The 19,452-nt window shown below is 39.1% G+C and carries 16 protein-coding genes, 1 tRNA gene and 1 pseudogene; 6 read left to right on the forward strand and 12 right to left on the reverse strand.

Going from position 1 to position 19,452, the window contains the following annotated elements:
* Positions 1-58: 58 nt before the first annotated feature.
* The 4 genes from deoD to AYS37_RS05935 form a co-directional block, all read right to left on the reverse strand.
* Positions 59-763: a purine-nucleoside phosphorylase gene (deoD, locus tag AYS37_RS05920; protein ID WP_000200507.1), complete on the reverse strand. Its 705-nt coding sequence runs from the start codon at positions 761-763 to the stop codon at positions 59-61.
* Positions 760-2,001 (reverse strand): phosphopentomutase, encoded by a 1,242-nt coding sequence (locus tag AYS37_RS05925; protein WP_001172207.1) that lies wholly within the window; start codon positions 1,999-2,001, stop codon positions 760-762. The genes deoD and AYS37_RS05925 overlap by 4 nt, the downstream gene beginning before the upstream one ends.
* Before the next feature lie 11 nt (positions 2,002-2,012).
* Complete coding sequence (locus tag AYS37_RS05930) at positions 2,013-3,269, reverse strand: NupC/NupG family nucleoside CNT transporter (protein WP_000577840.1); 1,257 nt, start codon at positions 3,267-3,269, stop codon at positions 2,013-2,015.
* Between the two features lie 105 nt (positions 3,270-3,374).
* Positions 3,375-3,452: transfer RNA gene (locus AYS37_RS05935), tRNA-Met, on the reverse strand.
* 178 nt (positions 3,453-3,630) lie between these two features.
* On the opposite strand from AYS37_RS05935, the gene AYS37_RS05940 reads away from it, so the two are divergent.
* Both AYS37_RS05940 and AYS37_RS05945 read left to right on the forward strand, forming a co-directional pair.
* Positions 3,631-4,923 (forward strand): MFS transporter, encoded by a 1,293-nt coding sequence (locus tag AYS37_RS05940; RefSeq protein ID WP_341536703.1) that lies wholly within the window; start codon positions 3,631-3,633, stop codon positions 4,921-4,923.
* Positions 4,924-4,940: 17 nt separating this feature from the next.
* Positions 4,941-5,702, forward strand: a complete 762-nt coding sequence (locus tag AYS37_RS05945) for a tRNA 2-thiocytidine(32) synthetase TtcA (protein ID WP_000312858.1) — start codon at positions 4,941-4,943, stop codon at positions 5,700-5,702.
* Between the two features lie 8 nt (positions 5,703-5,710).
* Here the strand turns inward: AYS37_RS05945 and AYS37_RS05950 are convergent, their stop codons facing one another.
* The 3 genes and pseudogenes from AYS37_RS05950 to AYS37_RS05960 form a co-directional block, all read right to left on the reverse strand.
* Complete coding sequence (locus tag AYS37_RS05950) at positions 5,711-6,862, reverse strand: cation:proton antiporter (RefSeq protein WP_000542869.1); 1,152 nt, start codon at positions 6,860-6,862, stop codon at positions 5,711-5,713.
* Between the two features lie 25 nt (positions 6,863-6,887).
* Positions 6,888-8,266, reverse strand: a pseudogene (locus AYS37_RS05955) (HP1184 family multidrug efflux MATE transporter).
* A 165-nt stretch (positions 8,267-8,431) separates the two neighbouring features.
* Positions 8,432-9,607, reverse strand: a complete 1,176-nt coding sequence (locus AYS37_RS05960) for a sugar transporter (RefSeq protein WP_000973630.1) — start codon at positions 9,605-9,607, stop codon at positions 8,432-8,434.
* Positions 9,608-9,884: 277 nt separating this feature from the next.
* On the opposite strand from AYS37_RS05960, the gene AYS37_RS05965 reads away from it, so the two are divergent.
* The gene (locus AYS37_RS05965) at positions 9,885-10,628 is read left to right on the forward strand and encodes a carbonic anhydrase (RefSeq protein ID WP_001874719.1); all 744 of its coding nucleotides are present in this window, start codon (positions 9,885-9,887) and stop codon (positions 10,626-10,628) included.
* A gap of 234 nt (positions 10,629-10,862) precedes the next feature.
* Here AYS37_RS05965 and AYS37_RS05970 read toward each other — a convergent pair whose 3' ends face one another.
* The 3 genes from AYS37_RS05970 to hisS all read right to left on the reverse strand — a co-directional run bounded on the left by AYS37_RS05970 (position 10,863) and on the right by hisS (position 14,734).
* Positions 10,863-11,966, reverse strand: a complete 1,104-nt coding sequence (locus AYS37_RS05970; RefSeq protein WP_000446614.1) for a DUF874 family protein — start codon at positions 11,964-11,966, stop codon at positions 10,863-10,865.
* Between the two features lie 412 nt (positions 11,967-12,378).
* Complete coding sequence (gene asd / locus AYS37_RS05975) at positions 12,379-13,419, reverse strand: aspartate-semialdehyde dehydrogenase (protein ID WP_000860951.1); 1,041 nt, start codon at positions 13,417-13,419, stop codon at positions 12,379-12,381.
* Positions 13,406-14,734: a histidine--tRNA ligase gene (gene hisS / locus AYS37_RS05980; protein WP_000632437.1), complete on the reverse strand. Its 1,329-nt coding sequence runs from the start codon at positions 14,732-14,734 to the stop codon at positions 13,406-13,408. The genes asd and hisS overlap by 14 nt, the downstream gene beginning before the upstream one ends.
* A gap of 61 nt (positions 14,735-14,795) precedes the next feature.
* On the opposite strand from hisS, the gene waaF reads away from it, so the two are divergent.
* Positions 14,796-15,845 (forward strand): lipopolysaccharide heptosyltransferase II, encoded by a 1,050-nt coding sequence (waaF, locus tag AYS37_RS05985; RefSeq protein WP_000115530.1) that lies wholly within the window; start codon positions 14,796-14,798, stop codon positions 15,843-15,845.
* A 192-nt stretch (positions 15,846-16,037) separates the two neighbouring features.
* Here the strand turns inward: waaF and AYS37_RS05990 are convergent, their stop codons facing one another.
* A complete protein-coding gene (locus AYS37_RS05990) occupies positions 16,038-16,310 on the reverse strand; it encodes a hypothetical protein (protein WP_000744165.1) in 273 nt (90 codons plus the stop codon).
* Positions 16,311-16,526: 216 nt separating this feature from the next.
* Between AYS37_RS05990 and AYS37_RS05995 the strand changes: the two genes are divergently transcribed.
* Complete coding sequence (locus AYS37_RS05995; protein WP_001187427.1) at positions 16,527-17,516, forward strand: aldo/keto reductase; 990 nt, start codon at positions 16,527-16,529, stop codon at positions 17,514-17,516.
* Between the two features lie 149 nt (positions 17,517-17,665).
* Here AYS37_RS05995 and tnpA read toward each other — a convergent pair whose 3' ends face one another.
* On the reverse strand, positions 17,666-18,082 hold the full coding sequence (gene tnpA, locus AYS37_RS06000; protein ID WP_000717710.1) for an IS200/IS605-like element IS606 family transposase: 417 nt from the start codon (positions 18,080-18,082) through the stop codon (positions 17,666-17,668).
* Positions 18,083-18,118: 36 nt separating this feature from the next.
* On the opposite strand from tnpA, the gene AYS37_RS06005 reads away from it, so the two are divergent.
* Positions 18,119-19,447, forward strand: a complete 1,329-nt coding sequence (locus AYS37_RS06005) for an RNA-guided endonuclease InsQ/TnpB family protein (RefSeq protein ID WP_000867431.1) — start codon at positions 18,119-18,121, stop codon at positions 19,445-19,447.
* Positions 19,448-19,452: the final 5 nt, after the last annotated feature.

The raw sequence follows: 19,452 nt of genomic DNA on the forward strand, positions 1-19,452 counted from the left end.
TGATGGTTTTACTCAGTGGAGTGAATAAGTTTTTGCTCTTTAAAATTATTTTCAATCGTCATTGTGTCATCATCTCTAAGGCTAGAGTGATCATGTTATCAAAGCTTTCTACCCTTTCTTTAGGGCTTAAGGCTTCTTTAGTGATTAAGTGATCTGAGACTGAGCATAAGCATAAAGCCTTAGCGTTCAATTCCATCGCCGTGGCGTATAACCCTGCCGCTTCCATTTCAATAGCCAAGTGGTTGTATTGGGCCATCAAATCAAAGGCATGCGTTTCAAAAGAATAGAAAAAATCGCTTGAAAAAACATTGCCCACTTTCAAATCAATACCCAAACGCTTTGCTGTTTGATACGCCCTTAAACTCAATTCAAAATCAGGCGTTGCACTCAAATCGTGGTTTAAAAAACGCACCCGATTGGTTTTAGAATCCGTTGAAGCTCCAGTGGCCATGACAATGTCTTTCAAGCCGATTTTTGGGCTAATCGCCCCGCAAGTGCCAATCCTTAAAAGCTCTTTAACCTGATAGGTTTTAATGAGTTCGGTTACATAAATCGTGCATGACGCAATGCCCATGCCATGCCCCATTAAAGAAATCCCCTTACCCTTATACTTCCCGCTAAAGCCTAGCATGTTACGCACATTCGTGATCTCTTTAGCGTCTTGTAAAAATTTTTTTGCAATGTAGCTCACCCTTAAAGGATCGCCGCATAAAAGGCATTGAGGATAAAAGTCGCCGATTTTAGCGTTGATGTGAGAGGTCATGGTTGTCCTTTAAAGTTTAATAAGTTTTTGCCATAATCTAGGGGGCTTAATCCCAAAAAATAAGCGATACTTTGCCCAATATCCGCAAACGACTCGCTCTTGCCTAAAAAGGCTGGTTGTAAATCCTTGTGATAAAACAAAACAGGAATGTATTCTCGTGTGTGATCGGTGCCTTTAAAGCTGGGATCACACCCATGATCGGCGCAAAGAATGAGCAAATCGTTTTCCCTTAAATTGTCTAAAACCTCTTTTAAGCGCAAATCAAAATACTCTAAAGCGTTAGCATACCCGCTAACATCGCGCCGATGCCCATAATCGCTATCAAAATGCACAAAATTCGTAAAAATCAAGCTGTTGTTTCTAGCGTTTTTGACTTGCTCTAAAGTAACATCGCATAGCTCCATCAAACTACCGGCTTTGAACTTTTGAGTGATCCCCACATGAGCGTAAATATCAGCGATTTTTCCAATACTAATGACTTCGCCCTGCTTTTCTTCAATGAATGTTTCAAAAAGCAATTTTTTATGGGGCTTTATCGCATAGTCTTTGCGATTAGAGGTGCGCTTGAAATTGCCTCTATTGGTGCCAATAAAGGGGCGTGCGATCACTCTAGCGATCTTTAAAGGTTCTAGAATTTGAAACGCTTCTTCACAAAGAGCGTATAAATTATCCAGCCCAAACCTTTCTTCATGCGCAGCGATTTGAAACACCGAATCCGCTGAAGTGTAAAAAATGGGGTATAAAGTTTCTAAATGCTTTTCGCCTAAATCTTTAATGATTTCTGTCCCTGATGCGTGGCAATTCCCTAAATAGCCCTTAATCTTAGTTTTGTGCATGATTTCATCTAAAATTTCTTTAGGAAACGAATGGGTTTTGTCTTTAAAATACCCCCATTCAAAAAGAACGGGCGCGCCCATCATCTCCCAATGCCCAGAAATCGTATCCTTAGCGCTAGAAAGTTCTTTGGCGTAAGCGTAAGCCCCTATTAAATTAGGTTTCAATTCAAAGCCTAAGGGCAATTCATTTGCGGCTTTTAAAGCGCTCAAGCCTAGTCCCAAACTCTCTAAATAAGGCAACTTCAAAGCCCCATTGCGATCGTTAGAATTAGCTAGGTTATTGAAACAAGCCTTAGCGATATTGCCTAAAGTGTTCGCCCCCAAATCGCCAAAATCCTTAGCGTCTTCGCTAGCCCCTATACCAAAAGAATCCAATAATAAGATTACCACTCTTTTTTGCATGCCTTATCCTTTTAATTGGCGCTTAACCCTATGAATAACCCGGCGATAGTCGCGCTCATGAAATTAGAAAGCGTGCCTACAAGCACCGCTTTTAAAGCAAGCCTGGCAATGAAATCTTTCTTTTTAGGCACTAAACTGCCAAGCCCCCCAATGAGCATGGCGACTGAGCTTAAGTTAGCAAACCCGCACAACGCAAAAGTAATGATCGCTTTGGTTTTCTCGCTCAAGATTAAAGGAGGGTTATCGCCCAAATAAGGCAATAATTGCATATAGCCCACAAATTCATTGAGCGCGATTTTAATGCCTATGATTTCCCCGGCAATCCCGGCTTGGCTCCAAGGAATGCCTAACATAAAGGCCAAAGGTTTTAAAAGCGTGCCTAAAACCACCCCTAAAGACAAATGCTCCATGCCTAAAAATCCCCCTACAACCCCTAAAAACCCGTTAATGAGCGCGAGCATCCCCACAAAGGCTAAAAGCATCGCCCCCACATGCAAGGCTAAATGAAGCCCTGTGCTTGCCCCATTAGCGATAGCTTCTATAATGTTGACATGCTCTTCTGCAGAAACATCTGCATGGCTAGAAATGGTTTCGTTTTGCGGGTAAATGATTTTAGCGAACAACAACCCCCCAGGAGCAGACATAAACGATGCGGCGATTAAATAAGGCAAAGGAATGCCCATGCTCGCATACCCGGCTAACACAGGCCCCGCAACGCTAGCCATGCCCACGCACATGACCGCAAAAATCTCTGAATCGCTCATGCTTTTCAAATAAGGTTTAATGACTAGGGGCGCTTCGGTGTGCGCTACAAAAATATTAGCCGCTGCGCTCATGCTTTCTGCTTTAGAAGTGCCTAAGCATTTTTGCAACGCCCCACCAATGAGATTGATAAATAAAGGCATGATTTTTAAATAATATAGAAGTGAAATCAAACTAGCAAAAAAGATAATGATCGCTAAAACGTTGATCGCAAAGATAAAGCCTCCTATCCCTTGATCGCCCTTAGCGTTTGGAGCGAGATTGCCAAATAAAAAGCGCACCCCCTCATAGCCGTAACCAATCACGCTTTGTATGCCACTGGCTAAACCTTGCAGCATTTCCCTACCCAAAGGCACATATAAAGCCAACGCCCCCAAAGCCACCTGAATCACAAAGGCGCTGATAATCGTGCGATAATTAATAGCCCTTTTATTGCTAGAAAACACCCAAGCAATAAGAAAAAGCACCGCCATCCCTACAACACTAAAAAGAGAGCTAAAAATCATCGTCAAATCCCTAATGTAAGAAATTAAAAGATGCAAGGCTATTGTAGTTTAGTTTTGCTAAAAAAAAGATTAAACGAAAATTAAATGAAGTTTAAATCAAAATCATGGTGTCAAGAGGGGGACTTGAACCCCCGACCTCCGGCTTATGAGACCAGCGCTCTAAACCAGCTGAGCTACCTTGACACAAGCAATTTTATAAAAATAAAGAATGAGATTATACAAAAAATTTTCTTAAAAATCCATTAAAATTAAACTTTTATTATCAATCCTACTTTCCTAAATTAATGATAAAAATTAGTTATTTTCTTGTAAAATAACCCGCATGTTTAAGAAAATTTTTCCATTAGCGTTAGTGTCGTCGTTGCGGTTTTTGGGGCTTTTTATCGTTTTGCCTGTCATCAGTTTGTATGCGGATAGTTTCCATTCAAGCAGTCCCTTGCTTATAGGTTTGGCTGTGGGCGGAGCGTATCTCACGCAAATCATTTTTCAAACCCCCATGGGCATTCTTAGCGATAAAATCGGCCGTAAAGTGGTCGTTATGGTGTGCTTGTTATTGTTTTTAATTGGCTCGTTAGTGTGCTTTGTGGCGAATGATATTGTTTGGCTCGTTATAGGGCGCTTCATTCAAGGCATGGGGGCTTTAGGGGGGGTCGTTAGCGCGATGGTGGCTGATGAAGTGAAAGAAGAAGAGCGCACTAAAGCCATGGCAATCATGGGAGCGTTTATTTTCATTAGCTTCACTATAAGCATGGCGATTGGTCCTGGGGTTGTGGCGTTTTTGGGGGGGGCAAAATGGCTCTTTTTACTCACTGCGATCTTAACTCTATTGAGTTTATTGATGCTTTTAAAAGTCAAAGACGCTCCCAAAATTTCTTACCAGATCAAAAACATAAAAGCTTACCAACCCAACTCTAAAGCCTTGTATCTTTTATATCTAAGCTCTTTTTTTGAAAAAGCGTTCATGACGCTTATTTTTGTGCTGATCCCTTTAGCCTTAGTGAATGAATTTCATAAAGATGAAAGCTTTTTGATCTTGGTGTATGTGCCTGGCGCCTTATTAGGGGTTTTAAGCATGGGGGTAGCGAGCGTTATGGCTGAAAAATACAACAAGCCTAAAGGGGTGATGCTTTCTGGTGCGCTGTTGTTTGTGGTGAGTTATTTGTGCTTGTTTTTAGCCGACTCTAGCTTTTTAGGAAAATATTTATGGCTCTTCATTCTTGGGGTGGCGTTTTTCTTCATTGGCTTTGCCACCTTAGAGCCTATCATGCAATCTTTAGCGTCCAAATTCGCCAGAGCGCATGAAAAAGGCAAGGTTTTAGGGCAATTCACTACTTTTGGCTATTTGGGGAGCTTTGTTGGGGGCGTGAGCGGAGGGTTGAGCTACCATCATCTAGGCGTTTCTAACACAAGCTTAATTGTTGTAGCTTTAGGGCTTATTTGGGGACTATCGCTCTTTTTACTCAGCAACCCTTCCAAGCAAAAAAATGTCTATTTCCCCCTAGACGCTTATAATGAGGAACAATTTGAAACTTTAGGGGACAAAATCATTGAATGGTATGTTAATATTAGCGAAGAAATCATTATTGTGAAATATAATTCCGATCACATTAGCGAAGAAGAAATCATTCGCTTAGCGCAAAACTTTAGAAAATAAATAATTAAGGATCAAAAATGGCCTATGAAATTTCTAAAAAAGTCTTACACATTGTAGGCAAGACCAACGCCACTTACAAACTCATAGAAGAAGGCGATAAAATCTTATTAGGATTGAGTGGGGGTAAGGATTCTATCATGCTCGCTTGCATCTTAGCCAGGATGCAAAAACATGCCCCTTTCAAATTTGATTTTAAAGCGGTTACCGTGCATTATGGTTTGGGCGAAGATTTGAAATGGTTGAGCGATTTGTGCCAAGAGCAGGGCATTGAGCATGAGATCATTTACACCCAAATCGCTGCCACCATCAACGAAAAACGCCGTGAAAAAAGCTCGTTTTGTTCGTTTTGTTCTCGTTTGAGAAGAGGGACTTTGTATTCTAAAGCTTTAGAAGAAGGCTATAATAAAGTCGCTATCGCGCACCATTTAGATGACGCCGTAGAGAGCTTTTTTATGAATTTCACTTATAACGGGAGTTTAAGGAGCATGCCCCCCATTTATAGGGCTGAAAACGGCTTATTAGTGATCCGCCCTTTGATTAAGGTTCGAGAAGCCAGTAGCATTCATTTTGTTACTTCTCAAAATATCCCCGTCGCCCCTGATTGCAATTGCCCAGCCAAACAGCCCACCTCTGATAAGCCCCCTATCGCGCGATTAGCCACTAAAAATTTCTTAAAAGAAATGCAAAATTTGCACCCTCGTTTCTTTGACAGCTTAGAAAACGCGTTCAACAATGTTCAAGCGAACAGCTTTAGCGACTCTAAATATTTAGACGCTTAAGCTTTCATTCAAGCTTTTTTGTTGAGTATTTTGATCGCAATCGTGAATAATACGCCTTCAAAAATAGCCGCCATGAGCAATGCGTAGTAGGTGTTTTGTGAGATCGCTTGCGCTTTTAAGCCTACCGCTGCTGTGGTTACTAAAAAAGTTAAAGGCATAGAAGCCCCTAAAGCGAATGAAAATAAATGCTTAGCCTCTTTAAAGTATTTGCGCCACAATAAGGTTGAAGTGATTAAGTGCAAACTTAACATCGCTATGACAATCAATATCCCTTGGAGAATCAAATGCGGGTTTAAAAACACTAATTTTAAGTCTAAAGTAGAGCCTACATGGATGAAAAACAAAGGCACAAAAAACCCAAAACCCACATCATTGAGCTTGTGGATCAATTCTGATTTATGAGGGAAAAAAGTAGAAACGACCAACCCTGCTAGAAACGCCCCTAAAACCATTTCTATTTTGAGCCACACCACGATCGCAACTAGTGAAAAAAAGAGCATGAGCGAAAAACGCACATCCTGGTTAAACTGACTGCTTTTAGGCATCACAAAAAGCTTTAAATGCGGGAACCACCAAAACAAAGTCTTAAAGATTTGAAACGCCACGATAATTAAGATTAAAAAAACAATGAGAATGCCTAAATCTTTAATCAAATCCATGCCCAAACCATGCGAATACACCCCATCCACGACCACCAAACCAAAAATGCTCAACAATTCCCCAATAACGCCCACTTTTAAAACCAAATCAAGCCACAAAATCTCTTTACGATAATCTTTGACTAAAGTCATGATCATGCCCAAACTAATAATAGGGAAAATCACCATGAAAATAGGCTCTAAATTAAGGCTAAAAGTAAGGATGAACGAAAGCGTGTATAAAATCAACAGATAAGCAAAAATGCGTTTTAAAAGAGAAACCCCTAATTTTTTAAACAAATAAATTTCCACTTCCAAACCGCATAAAAACATTAAAAATAAAAAGCCAATCTCAGACATGATTTCAAAGCCCTTGGTTGGCTCAATAAAACCCACATACGCCCCAACAGACCCAAATAAAATCTCCACAACCGTGATAGGCAAACGAGAGATTCTAGACATATAAGGGGCCATCACAATTAAAAGCATAATGAGCGCGAAAGTGAAAAATTCTGCATGCATGTCTTAATTTTACCTTATTTATTAGTTAAGTTTTCAAAGCGATAGGGTTTTTCTCTTTATAAGTGGTAAAAACCCCTTTTTTGATTTCATAATAAGTTACCCCTAACGCTACTAAAAACGCTAAAAATTGCGCAATAGGGTAAGTTACCCAAATGCCATTAATCCCATAGAAATGACTTAAAATCGGCAATAGGATAACGATAAACCCCAGCGTGTGCGAAATCGTGATGATAAACGAACTTTTAGTGCGCTGAATGGATTGGAAAAACACCGCGCACAACAAAGTCATGCCTAAAAAAACATAGCCCACATAATAAATATTCATCGCTCTTTTAGTCTCTTGCATAAAAAGGGGGTCTTGTTCGCTTGGCTGCAAATAAAGCTTGATTAAAAATTCATCTAAGAAATAATAAGCGCCATAGAAAACAATCCCTATACAAAACGCTGCTTTCAAACCAAAAACAAACACCTCTTTCACGCGCTCTAAATTTCTAGCCCCATAGCTAAAGCTCGCAATCGGTTGGATGCCTTGAGAAATCGCAAACAAAGTCGTAAAAAAGATAATCGCATTATACATAACGATCCCATACATGCTCACAAACCTTTCCCCAGCCGTGTGCATGATAGCGGTATTAAACAATAAAATCATAATAGAAGCGCTAAATTCTGCCGTGCTTTGAGGCACGCCGCTTTTAGCTGAAGAAATGACTGAATACAAGGAAAATCGTTTGATGAAATACAATTGCCCTTTTTTGCGCCAAAAATGCTGCATTAAGACTAAAACCCCTATCGCATGCCCTATCACGGTGGCTATCGCGCTGCCTTGAACCCCCACTTCCAACACAAAAATAAACCAATAGTTGAAAAAGATATTCGCTAACGAGCCAATCAGCATCGCTACCATCGCTAAAATGGGGCGTTTGTCATTCACCACAAAAACATCCGCTAAAGGGTGGAGGACCATAAAAACCGCACCCATTAAAATGATTTCAATGTAGCGTTTGGACATGCTCAATAAAGCGTCATTGCTCCCAAAAAAACGCGCGATAGTTTCGCTAAAAGGCAATAACGCCATGCTCAAAATAAAGGCGCTTATAGCGACAAAATAAAACACGCTGCTAAACACAAGCCTAGCCCTATGGGTTTTATTTTGACCTAAAAAATACCCCACAATACTCGCTGCCCCAAAACCAAAAAGCAATTCATACGCAATGAGCCCTGGAAAAATAGGCCATGCGATATTGACTGCAGCGATAGCTTCTTTACCCAGTTTCTTGCCCACAAACATGCCATCTACCATAGAGTAAGTGGAAAGTGAGATCATAGAAAAAGCTAAAGGGATAAAATAATAAAAAAGAGCTTCCTAATAGAATCTTTATGCAAATCAATCTTTTTTTTGAGCATTTAAAACACACCGCTTAAAATTTATGACAAATTTTTCTATTTTAACATAAAAAGAGAGGCAATCTATCCGTTAGTGCGGTTGGATTCAAGCCGTATCATTAAATTTTAAAAATGGTTTTTAACGCAAAAGGGATTTTCCTTTATTGGGTAGTCCATTAACGCCCTTTAAGTTTTTTTAAACTTTATCGTAATGAATCTAAGCCAAAACAGCGCCAACAAACCTAAAGCCCCGCCCACAAAGCCAATATATTCTAGCCCTAATTGGTGGATCACAATACTGCCAAACAGCGCTCCTGATCCAATCCCCACATTATAGCTCCCCGAAAAAATCGCGCTCGCAACATCCGTGGCATCGGGCGCGAGCTGTAACACCCTCATTTGTAACGCAATGGTGAGTGAAGTGATCCCAATCCCCCATAAGAAAATTTGCAAGAAAACCACCCACTCCAAGTTTTTAAACACAAAAAGCAAGAGTTGCGGGCAAATGACTAAAACCATTGCAAAAGCGATGAATTTTCTTGAGTTTTTTGCATACAAACGGCCGAATAAAAAACTCCCCGCCACGCCCGCTAACCCAAACACAAACAGCATTAGTGTCGTAATGTCAGGAGAAAATTGGCTGATTTGAATGATAAAAGGCTCAATATAGCTATAAGTGGTGAAATGCCCAGAGATAACCATGATCACAAGCAAATAAATCCCCATTAAAAGCGGGCGTTTCATTAATATAGGGACACTTGCGAGCGTGCCGGCGTTTCTACTCGGCAAAGGCGGGAGCAATTTCCACATAAGCAGCATTATAAGAGTCGCAACGCCCCCAATCACGCCAAAAGTGGATCGCCAATCCAGGATTTGCCCAATGATCCTCCCAAGCGGCAAACCTAAAATCATCGCTAACGAACTCCCTAACGCTAACAACCCTAAGGCCTGTTGTTTTTTATTTCTTGGCGCGACACGAATGACTAAAGAAGCCGTGATGGACCAAAAAATAGAGTGGGCAAAAGCGATACCCATACGAGAAATAAGGAGCACCCAAAAATTCCACGCTAGCGCTGAAAGGATATGACTAGCAATAAAAAGGGCAAAAAGAAAAAGCAATAAGCGTTTCCTTTCAACTTTAGCGCTAAGCAACATCAAGGGCAATGAGCCAAGAGACACCACCCATGCATAAGCAGTGATCATAAGCCCCACTGTTGCGCTCTCCATTTCAAAACTTTTTGCAATGTCTGACAGAAGCGCGACAGGGACAAACTCCGTGGTGTTAAAAATAAACGCCGAAAGCGAAAACACAAAAACCCGCATTAAGGCGAATCTTTGATACGATTGTTTGGTTATCATCATTTAAATCTTAAGGGGTTAAATTTTATTCAATTTGAAAACTTGGAGTATAAGACAAAAATTTTAATCGCTTGTAAATTTGGGGTTGGTTAAAACAAATATTCCCGCTCTATAGGCGCATTAATCCAATGGGGTTGTTACCATATAAAACAGAATTTAAAACCATTTCCAACTTTTAACCAATCTATTTTTTGTAACTGCGGTCATTGTTGATTAAGCGCTAAAATTAAGCTATTGCCTTTTTAATAATTTTAGAATTTTAAAATAAAGGATAATTAGAATGAAAAAAACTTTTTTGATCGCTTTAGCGCTAGCGGCTTCTCTTATAGGCGCTGAAAACACCAAATGGGATTATAAGAATAAAGAAAACGGCCCGCACCGCTGGGACAAATTGCACAAAGATTTTGAAGTGTGTAAAAGCGGTAAAAGCCAATCACCCATTAACATTGAGCATTACTACCACACGCAAGATAAAACCGATTTGCAATTCAAATACGCCGCTTCCAAACCTAAAGCGGTCTTTTTCACCCACCACACTTTAAAGGCTTCGTTTGAGCCGACTAACCACATCAATTATAGAGGGCATGATTATGTGCTGGATAATGTGCATTTCCACGCCCCTATGGAATTTTTAATCAATAATAAAACCAGGCCTTTGAGCGCGCATTTCGTGCATAAAGACGCTAAAGGGCGCTTATTAGTCTTAGCGATTGGTTTTGAAGAAGGGAAAGAAAACCCCAACCTTGATCCTATTTTAGAAGACATTCAAAAGAAACAAAATTTTAAAGAGGTGGCTTTAGACGCTTTCTTGCCTAAAACTATCAATTACTACCATTTTAACGGCTCTCTCACCGCTCCTCCTTGCACAGAAGGGGTGGCATGGTTTGTCATAGAAGAGCCTTTGGAAGTCTCCGCCAAACAATTGGCTGAAATCAAAAAACGCATGAAAAATTCGCCTAACCAACGCCCCGTCCAACCTGACTACAACACCGTGATCATTAAAAGCTCAGCTGAGACCCGCTAAAGATCCGCTAAAATGAAAACTCTCTCTTTTAAAAAGAGGGAGATAAAAATCATTCTTCATAAAAAAACAACGCTAAAAATTGCAACCGCTTGTATTTTGTGAAACGCTCAAACGCTAAAGACGATTGGGATTCCTACTAAGGAGTTTAAAAAAGGCTCTGTTTTAATTGGGTAATATAGATTCTTTAAAATACCATAAATAATCTAAAAACGATTTTATGGTGTTTTCTTATGCCTACATCCTTTTACTATAACCATAACCCGCTTTTTCTACTTTTTTCTCGGTATTAGCAGCTGCTTCTATTTCTTTACTAACATCAGCAAATATTTTTTGAACGAACAAAAGGCTTTGAGAGGTTGAAAGGTGGGCTTGTGGGTTTCTCATTTCAAGCATTTTAGCTTGAGCTTTAGAGCGTATTTTTAGATTTTCTTTTTGCCATTCTTCTGTAGCGTTAAAATCTCTAGGGTCTAATTCTAAATAAGCGATAGAACTTGGTTTATAAAAATCCACTTGTTTAGCGATAGCTTTTTGTGAATAGGGCAGAGATTCCAGCTCTTTTTGCAAATAAGCTATAAGCTCTTGCGCTTTTGATCCTCTTTGAGAGCGGGGTTGTTTAGAGCTTGGGAGGTGTTTTGGCTGGATAGGGGTTTGATTGGTTTTTGCAGGTTTAGGGGTTTTGCATTCAGCTTCTACTTCTATACCAATACCAGCCTTAATTCCTCCTTTTTTAATAAAGAATTGGCCATGATTTTCTTTGCAATTTTGTTCTACGTATTTAATGAAATCTTTCTGTGTATTAATTGTCTTTTGCTTTTCTTGTTCTGTCTTTTGTTTTTCTTGTTCTACTTTTATTTGATTGTTAGTCTCTATATTGCTTGTCTTTTGTTTTTCTTGTTCTACTTTTATTTGATTGTTAGTCTCTATATTGCTTGTCTTTTGCTTTTCTTGTTCCAACTCTATTTGTTTATCAATATCACCAACGCTACAAGCGGCTAATAATAAACTTGTCGCTATTGTTAATCCTGAATATTTCCACCAATTGATTTGATTTTCTTTTTCAGCTTGTTTGGATTTATCTTGGACTTTATCGTCCAATTCTTTCGCTTTCCTGCACGCAACATGGGTCAACACTACTAATGCCGCATTGCTTTTCTTGGGGTGTTTTTTTACAAGTCCTCTAACTTTCTTTGCGATCTTTGTAAAAAACCCACCAATTGATCTGATCATATTTGTAACGGCGCTCGCTTGTTTAAAATGAGTCTCTTTGCTTGCCTTTGTGTCAGCTGTCTCTGCGTTTTTGCCAACTTTATTTGTTTTTCCTGTTTTTACTGATTCCATTACCAACCTTTCAAAATCTTATTATTGTAGTGTATATAGCCATATTTAATCGTTATTAAACAATTGGTTTGAAAAATTGTAAGGGTCAATCCAATCGGATTTTTCTAATCCATTCCAACAAAACTTGATACAAGTTTTCCTTATACCTTAAACTCACACCCTTTTAAAGGGAATAATAGGCAATAACTCGCTAGTTAAACATTCACTCTCTGCTTGAGTGTAAGCCTTTATATTCCTTTTGACCTACCAAATATTAGCATTTCTCTCAATCAAGCCTTGAGAAATTCAATTACACCCTTGTTTAACACCGCAAGCCTAGTAACTTAAAGCTCTTTTTGAGAGATTAGGCTAGATTGATCCTTATCCTTAATTCAAGCGCATGCACATTCATCTTTGTTATCTTTGAGTAAAATCAAGCGTTCTTAATGTAATGCAGAGCGATTTTGAGCGCGTTGGTGGCTGCCCCCACTCTTAATTGATCCGCCACGCAAAAGCCGTGCAAGGTTTTCTTATCAAACAAATCCTTCCTCAAGCGCCCAATAAAGGCGCTATCCGTGTGGCTCGCTTTTAAGGGCGTGGGGTAGAGATTGTGGCTAGGATCATCGCAAACAACCACGCTAGGGGCGTTTTTTAAAACTTCATAGACTTCTTTAAGATCGAATTCTTTTTCAAAAGCGATACTCAAACTCTCGCTATGGCTCCTCAATACCGGCACGCGCACGCAAGTCGCGCTGATAGGGAAATCCACGCCCATGATTTTATGGGTTTCATGCACCATTTTTAGCTCTTCTTTCGTGTAGCCATTCTCCTTAAAAGTATCAATATGAGCGATCGCATTGAAAGCGATCGGATAAGCGAAAGCCCCGGCTTGCAAGACTTGGTTTAAATCAATAGCGGGGTCTTTTTCCAAATATTCTAATGCGGTTTTTAGCTCATTTTTTAAACTCTCTATGCCCTTGTTCCCTGCCCCACTCACGGCTTGATAGGTGCTAACAATCACGCTTTTTATCTTAAAATGGAGGTGTAGGGGGTTTAAGATTTGCGTCATTTGAATGGTGGAGCAATTAGGGTTAGCGATGATATTTAAGGGAGCGTTAAAAATTTCTTTAGCGTTGATTTCAGGCACGACTAAAGGCACTTTTTCATTCAATCTAAAAAAGCTCGTGTTATCAATCACTAAGGCCGTTTTTGAAGCGCTTATAGCAAATTCTTCGCTCACGCTCCCCCCAGCGCTAAAAAAAGCGATGTCTATTTTTTCTCTTTCAAAAACTTCATGCGTGGTTTCTAAAATTTCATAGTCTTTATTGAAAGCTCTAATCTTTTTACCAGCGCTCCTAGCGCTAGCGAGCGGGACAAATTTTTTAATCGGGAAAGAAGAATTTTCTAAACCCTTAATCAGCTCTTGGCCTACCGCCCCACTGGCCCCAACAATAGCGACATTATAAGTCTTCATCGTTTTCTCCAATGATTTCAAGGGCTTTTAAAAAACTCAAGCAATTCAACTGCATGCCTGAATGCATGTTTTTCAAGCTTAAAGTTTCGCTTTTAAATTCTTCTTCGCCAATAATAGCCACAAACTCATGCCCCTTGTGGTTGGCATAAGAAAAGGGTTTTTTGATTTTTTGAGCTTCTGGATAGACTTCGCTAAAAATCCCACTTTGCCTTAAAGACTCCGCTAAGCGGTTGGCGTAAGAAAAATACTCTTCATGCATGCAAGCGATTAAGACTTTAGCTTGGGTGGAACGCTCGTCTAATAATTGCATTTCACTCAAAGCCACAATCAATCGGTCAATCCCAATAGAAGCCCCCACTCCTTGTAAATTCTCTTTAGAAAAATTTTTAGTCAAATGATCGTAACGCCCCCCTGAACACACGCTCCCTAAAGACTTCATTTCATTAAGCGTGGTTTCATACACAATCCCCGTATAATACCCTAATCCCCTAGCGATAGAAAAATCAATTTTATACAGGTTTTGAGAAATTTGCAAATCCCCTAGCAGCTGGTATAGCCTTTCTAAATCCTGTATGCCCTTTTTCAGATTTTCATTATAGTCTTTCAAATAAGCAATTTTTTCAAAAAATTCCGCATGGCTTAAATCGTTCTGTTGGATTTGAACCATTTCTAAAAGCTCTTTAATGGTGTTTGAATTCAAATCGCACTCTTTTTTTAATTCTTCTTCAACCCCATTCAAGCCAATTTTTTCCAATTTATCCACAATGCGCAACACTGCATTCACTTGAGAGATTCCAAAATATTCGCATATCCCGTTCAAAATTTTTCTGTGGTTGATAGAAACGCAAAAATCTTCTAAATCTAGGGCTTTTAAAGAAGCGATGATCACTTGAATGATCTCAGCATCGCACACCAAACTCTCGCTCCCTATAAAATCAAAATCGCATTGCGTAAATTCCCTATAACGCCCTTTTTGAGCCCTTTCGCCCCTAAAAACATTGCCTATGGCGTAGCGTTTAAAGGGCATGCCTAATATTTGGTGGTGCAAAGAAACAAAGCGGGCTAATGGCACGGTCAGATCAAACCTTAAAGCCACATCCCTATCCCCATGGTCTTTAAAACGATAAATTTCTTTTTGAATATCACTGCTCGCATCAGGTAGTAGCGCTTCAGCGTATTCCAAATGAGGGGTTTCAATCGGCACAAAACCAAAACTTTGAAACACGACTGAAACTTTCGCAAGCAATTGGGCTTTTTGTATCGCATCTTTAGGCAAGCGGTCTTTAAACCCGCTCAACACTTTAGGGGTAATCATTCCATTTCCTTGTATTTGTATGCTAAAATTTTAGCTTAAAATCTTTAAAAAAGGGCTATTGATGAGCGTAAATGCGCCCAAACGCATGCGTATTTTATTGCGTTTGCCTAATTGGCTAGGCGATGGGGTGATGGCAAGCTCGCTTTTTTACACCCTTAAACACCACTACCCTAATGCGTATTTTGTCTTAGTGGGCCCAACCATTACGTGCGAACTTTTCAAAAAAGATGAAAAAATAGAAGCCGTTTTTATAGACGACACCAAAAAATCCTTTTTCAGGCTGCTAGCCACTCACAAACTCGCTCAAAAAATAGGGCGTTGCGATATAGCGATCACCTTAAACAACCATTTTTATTCCGCTTTTTTGCTCTATGTGACAAAAACGCCCGTTCGCATCGGTTTTGCTCAATTTTTCCGTTCTTTGTTTCTCAGCCATGCGGTAACTGCTGCCCCTAAAGAGTATCACCAAGTGGAAAAGTATTGCTTTTTGTTTTCGCAATTTTTAGAAAAAGAATTGGATAAAAAAAGCGTTTTACCCTTAAAATTAGCCTTTAGCCTCCCCACTCACACCCCAAACACCCCTAAAAAAATCGGCTTTAACCCTAGCGCAAGCTATGGGAGCGCTAAAAGATGGCCAGCTTCTTATTACGCTGAAGTTTCTGCTGTTTTGTTAGAAAAAGGGCATGAAATTTATTTTTTTGGGGCTAAAGAAGACGCTATCGTTTCTGAAGAAATTTTAAAATCCGTTAAAAGCTTATTGAAAAACCCCTTATTATCCCATAACGCTTACAATCTGTGCGGGAAAACAAGCATTGAAGAATTGATACAACGCATCGCTGTTTTGGATTTATTCATCACTAACGATAGCGGCCCTATGCATGCAGCCGCTAGCACGAAAACCCCCTTAATCGCTCTTTTTGGCCCCACTGATGAAAAAGAGACTCGCCCCTATAAAGCTCAAAAAGCGATCGTATTAAACCACCATTTAAGCTGTGCGCCTTGCAAGAAACGAGTTTGCCCTTTAAAGAATGAAAAAAACCATTTGTGCATGCGATCTATCACGCCCCTTGAAGTCCTAGAAGCCGCTCGCACTCTTTTAGAAAAGCCTTAACGCCCTTTATGCACTTTTTAAAAAACACAGCCATATTGACAAAATTCCAGTAAGTATATAAAAGATTTAAACTTTACTTTTGAAAGCGTGAGAAGAGCGATAAATCCCATCAAAGGTTTTAAAAAATGGTAGGAAATTATAGGATAATATCCAAAAAAGCGTTTTTAAAAACGCTTTTTTGAGTCAAAGCCATTAGGCCACTGAGTTTTTAGGTTTTTTGGCGTCTTTTTTATCTTTGTGAGCCACTAATTGAGAGCTTAACTCAGGTTTTTTGGCGTCTTTTTTATCTTTGTGAGCCACTAATTGAGAGCTTAACTCAGGTTTTTTGGCGTCTTTTTTATCTTTGTGAGCCACTAATTGAGAGCTTAACTCAGGTTTTTTGGCGTCTTTTTTATCTTTGTGAGCGTATGCAGAACTCACTGCCAAAACTGATAATAAAACACCTGTCAAGATTTGCTTTTTCATACGAACTCCTTGTGATGATCTTAAAAGCGAGAGAATTATATTTCTCAAAAGTAAACGAATAGAAACCAATCAAATTTTTGATTGGTTTGGTGGTTTTGCTACCTTAAAAAAACTACAATACAAAAAACTTGATAAATTATCTTTGGTTTTAGAAAGTTTGACAAAAATTAAGATTGCGGTTATACTGAAAAAACAATATGAAATCAAGGAGTTTGTATGCAACAGCGTCATTTAGGCCCTTTAAAAGTGAGTGCATTAGCTCTAGGGTGCATGGGCATGACTTATGGGTATGGGGAAGTCCATGATAAAAAGCAGATGGTTAAACTTATCCATAAGGCTTTGGAATTGGGTATTAACTTTTTTGACACTGCAGAGGCTTACGGGGAAGATAATGAAAAACTTTTAGGCGAAGCGATCAAGCCTTTTAAAGACAAGGTTGTGGTAGCGAGCAAGTTTGGGATTTACTACGCAGATCCTAATGACAAATACGCAACCATGTTTTTAGACTCCAGTCCTAACCGCATTAAGAGTGCCATTGAAGGGAGTTTGAAACGCTTAAAAGTAGAATGCATTGATTTATACTACCAACACCGCATGGATACTAACACGCCCATAGAAGAAGTGGCAGAAGTTATGCAAGCTCTTATTAAAGAAGGAAAAATTAAAGCTTGGGGGATGAGTGAGGCAGGGTTATCTAGCATCCAAAAAGCCCATCAAATTTGCCCTTTAAGCGCGTTGCAGAGCGAATATTCCTTGTGGTGGCGCGAACCTGAAAAAGAGATTTTAGGTTTTTTAGAAAAAGAAAAAATTGGCTTTGTCGCTTTTTCGCCTTTGGGTAAGGGGTTTTTAGGTGCGAAATTTGAAAAAAATGCCACCTTCGCTAGTGGGGATTTTAGAAGCGTTTCTCCTAGGTTTAATCAAGAAAATCTAGCCAAAAATTATGTCTTGGTGGAATTAATCCAAGATCATGCACACGCTAAAGGCGTTACACCAGCCCAACTGGCTCTCTCATGGATTTTGCACACGCAAAAAATCATTGTCCCTCTCTTTGGCACCACCAAAGAATCCAGGCTCATAGAAAATATAGGGGCTTTGCAGGTTTCTTGGAGTCAAAAAGAATTGGAGATTTTCCAAAAAGAATTGACTGCAATCAAAATAGAAGGGGCCCGCTACCCTGAAAGAATCAATAAAATGGTGAATCAATAAAAGGATTGGGTATTTATCCAACTAGCGCGAAAAACTCCGTCCTTTAGGGCGGAGATGTAAGCGTTTAGCCGTTAGGCTATTTGAACATTGTTTCACCTAGATCCATTCGCTTTTTAGCGCATTCTACTTAAAAATCAAAGTTAGCTAATTTAATGCGGTGTTTCTTGTTCTTGTATGTATTGCTTAATCATCTCTAAAGGTGCGCCCCCACAACTCCCAGCGAAATAACTAGGCGACCATAAATGCTTCCCCCACAAACTAGCTTCAACGCTTTTGAAATGGTGTTGTCTAGTCAAACGACTGCTAACGCCTTTTAAAGAATTAACTAACTTACTCACGCTCACTTTTGGAGGGTAGTTGATAAGCAAATGCACATGATCACTCTCCCCATCAAATTCTACCAATTCGCTCTCAAAGTCCTTACACACTTTGGCAAACACCGATCCTAAAAAATCTATCACTTCCTTATTGAACGCTGAACGCCGGTATTTAGTAACAAATACCAAATGCACATGCATTAAAAAAACACAATGTCTTCCGTGTCTCATATCATCAATTTTTTTCATAGACCTATTTTAACAAAAAGAGGTTAAAATACTTCTATGAAAGTCAATAAGGGTTTTAAATTCCGCTTGTATCCCACTAAAGAACAACAAGATAAGTTGCAACACTGCTTTTTTGTCTATAATCAAGCTTATAATATTGGCTTGAATTTACTGCAAGAGCAATATGAAACAAACAAAGATTCACCTCCCAAAGAAAGAAAGTGGAAAAAATCAAGCGAGTTAGACAAAGCGATTAAACACCACTTGAACGCTAGGGGGTTAAGCTTTAGTAGTGTGATAGCCCAACAAGCACGCATGAATGTTGAAAGGGCTTTAAGAGATGCTTTTAAAGTTAAAAACAGGGGCTTTCCTAAATTCAAAAACTCTAAATCCGCTAAACGATCTTTTTCGTGGAACAATCAAGGTTTTTCTATTAAAGAGAGCGATGGGGAACGCTTTAAGATATTCACTTTAATGAAAATGCCCTTAATGATGCGCATGCATAGAGACTTCCCCCCTAATTTTAAAGTGAAACAAATTAGTATCTCTTGCAGCCATAGAAAATATTTCGTTAGCTTTAGCGTGGAATACGAACAAGACATTACTCCCATCAAAAACCCTAAAGATTGTTTGGGGCTAGATTTGAATATCCTTGATATAGCTTGTTCTTGTGGCATAAACAACCATGAAAAACTAACGGACTTTAAGCAATACCAAACAGACATGAAAGAATTACTAGGGATAGAAATAGATGAAAAGCTGGATACTAAACGACTTATCCCTACTTATTCCAAATTGTATTCTTTAAAAAAATACTCTGAAAAATTTAAAAGATTACAAAGAAAACAAAGCCGTAGGGTGTTAAAGTCTAAACAAAACAAAACCAAATTAGGAGGTAATTTTTACAAAACCCAAAAGAAATTAAACCAAGCTTTTGACAAGTCTAGTCATCAAAAAACAGACAGATACCATAAAATCACAAGCGAACTTTCAAAGCAATTTGAATTGATAGTAGTTGAAGATTTGCAAGTAAAAAACATGACTAAAAGAGCTAAACTCAAAAATGTTAAACAAAAGAGTGGGCTTAATCAATCTATTTTAAACGCTTCATTCTATCAAATCATTTCTTTTTTAGATTACAAACAACAGCATAATGGCAAATTGTTAGTGAAAGCTCCCCCACAATATACGAGTAAAACTTGCCATTGTTGTGGGAATATCAACCACAAGCTTAAATTAAATCATAGGCAATATTGGTGTTTAGAATGCGGGTATAGAGAACACAGAGACATCAACGCTGCGAACAATATTTTAAGCAAAGGGTTAAGTCTTTTTGGGGTAGGAAATATCCATGCAGACTTTAAAGAACAAAGCCTTTCGTGTTAGCGTTC

Source organism: Helicobacter pylori NQ4053, from assembly GCF_000274605.1.
GTDB classification, from domain to species: Bacteria; Campylobacterota; Campylobacteria; order Campylobacterales; family Helicobacteraceae; genus Helicobacter; species Helicobacter pylori_CV.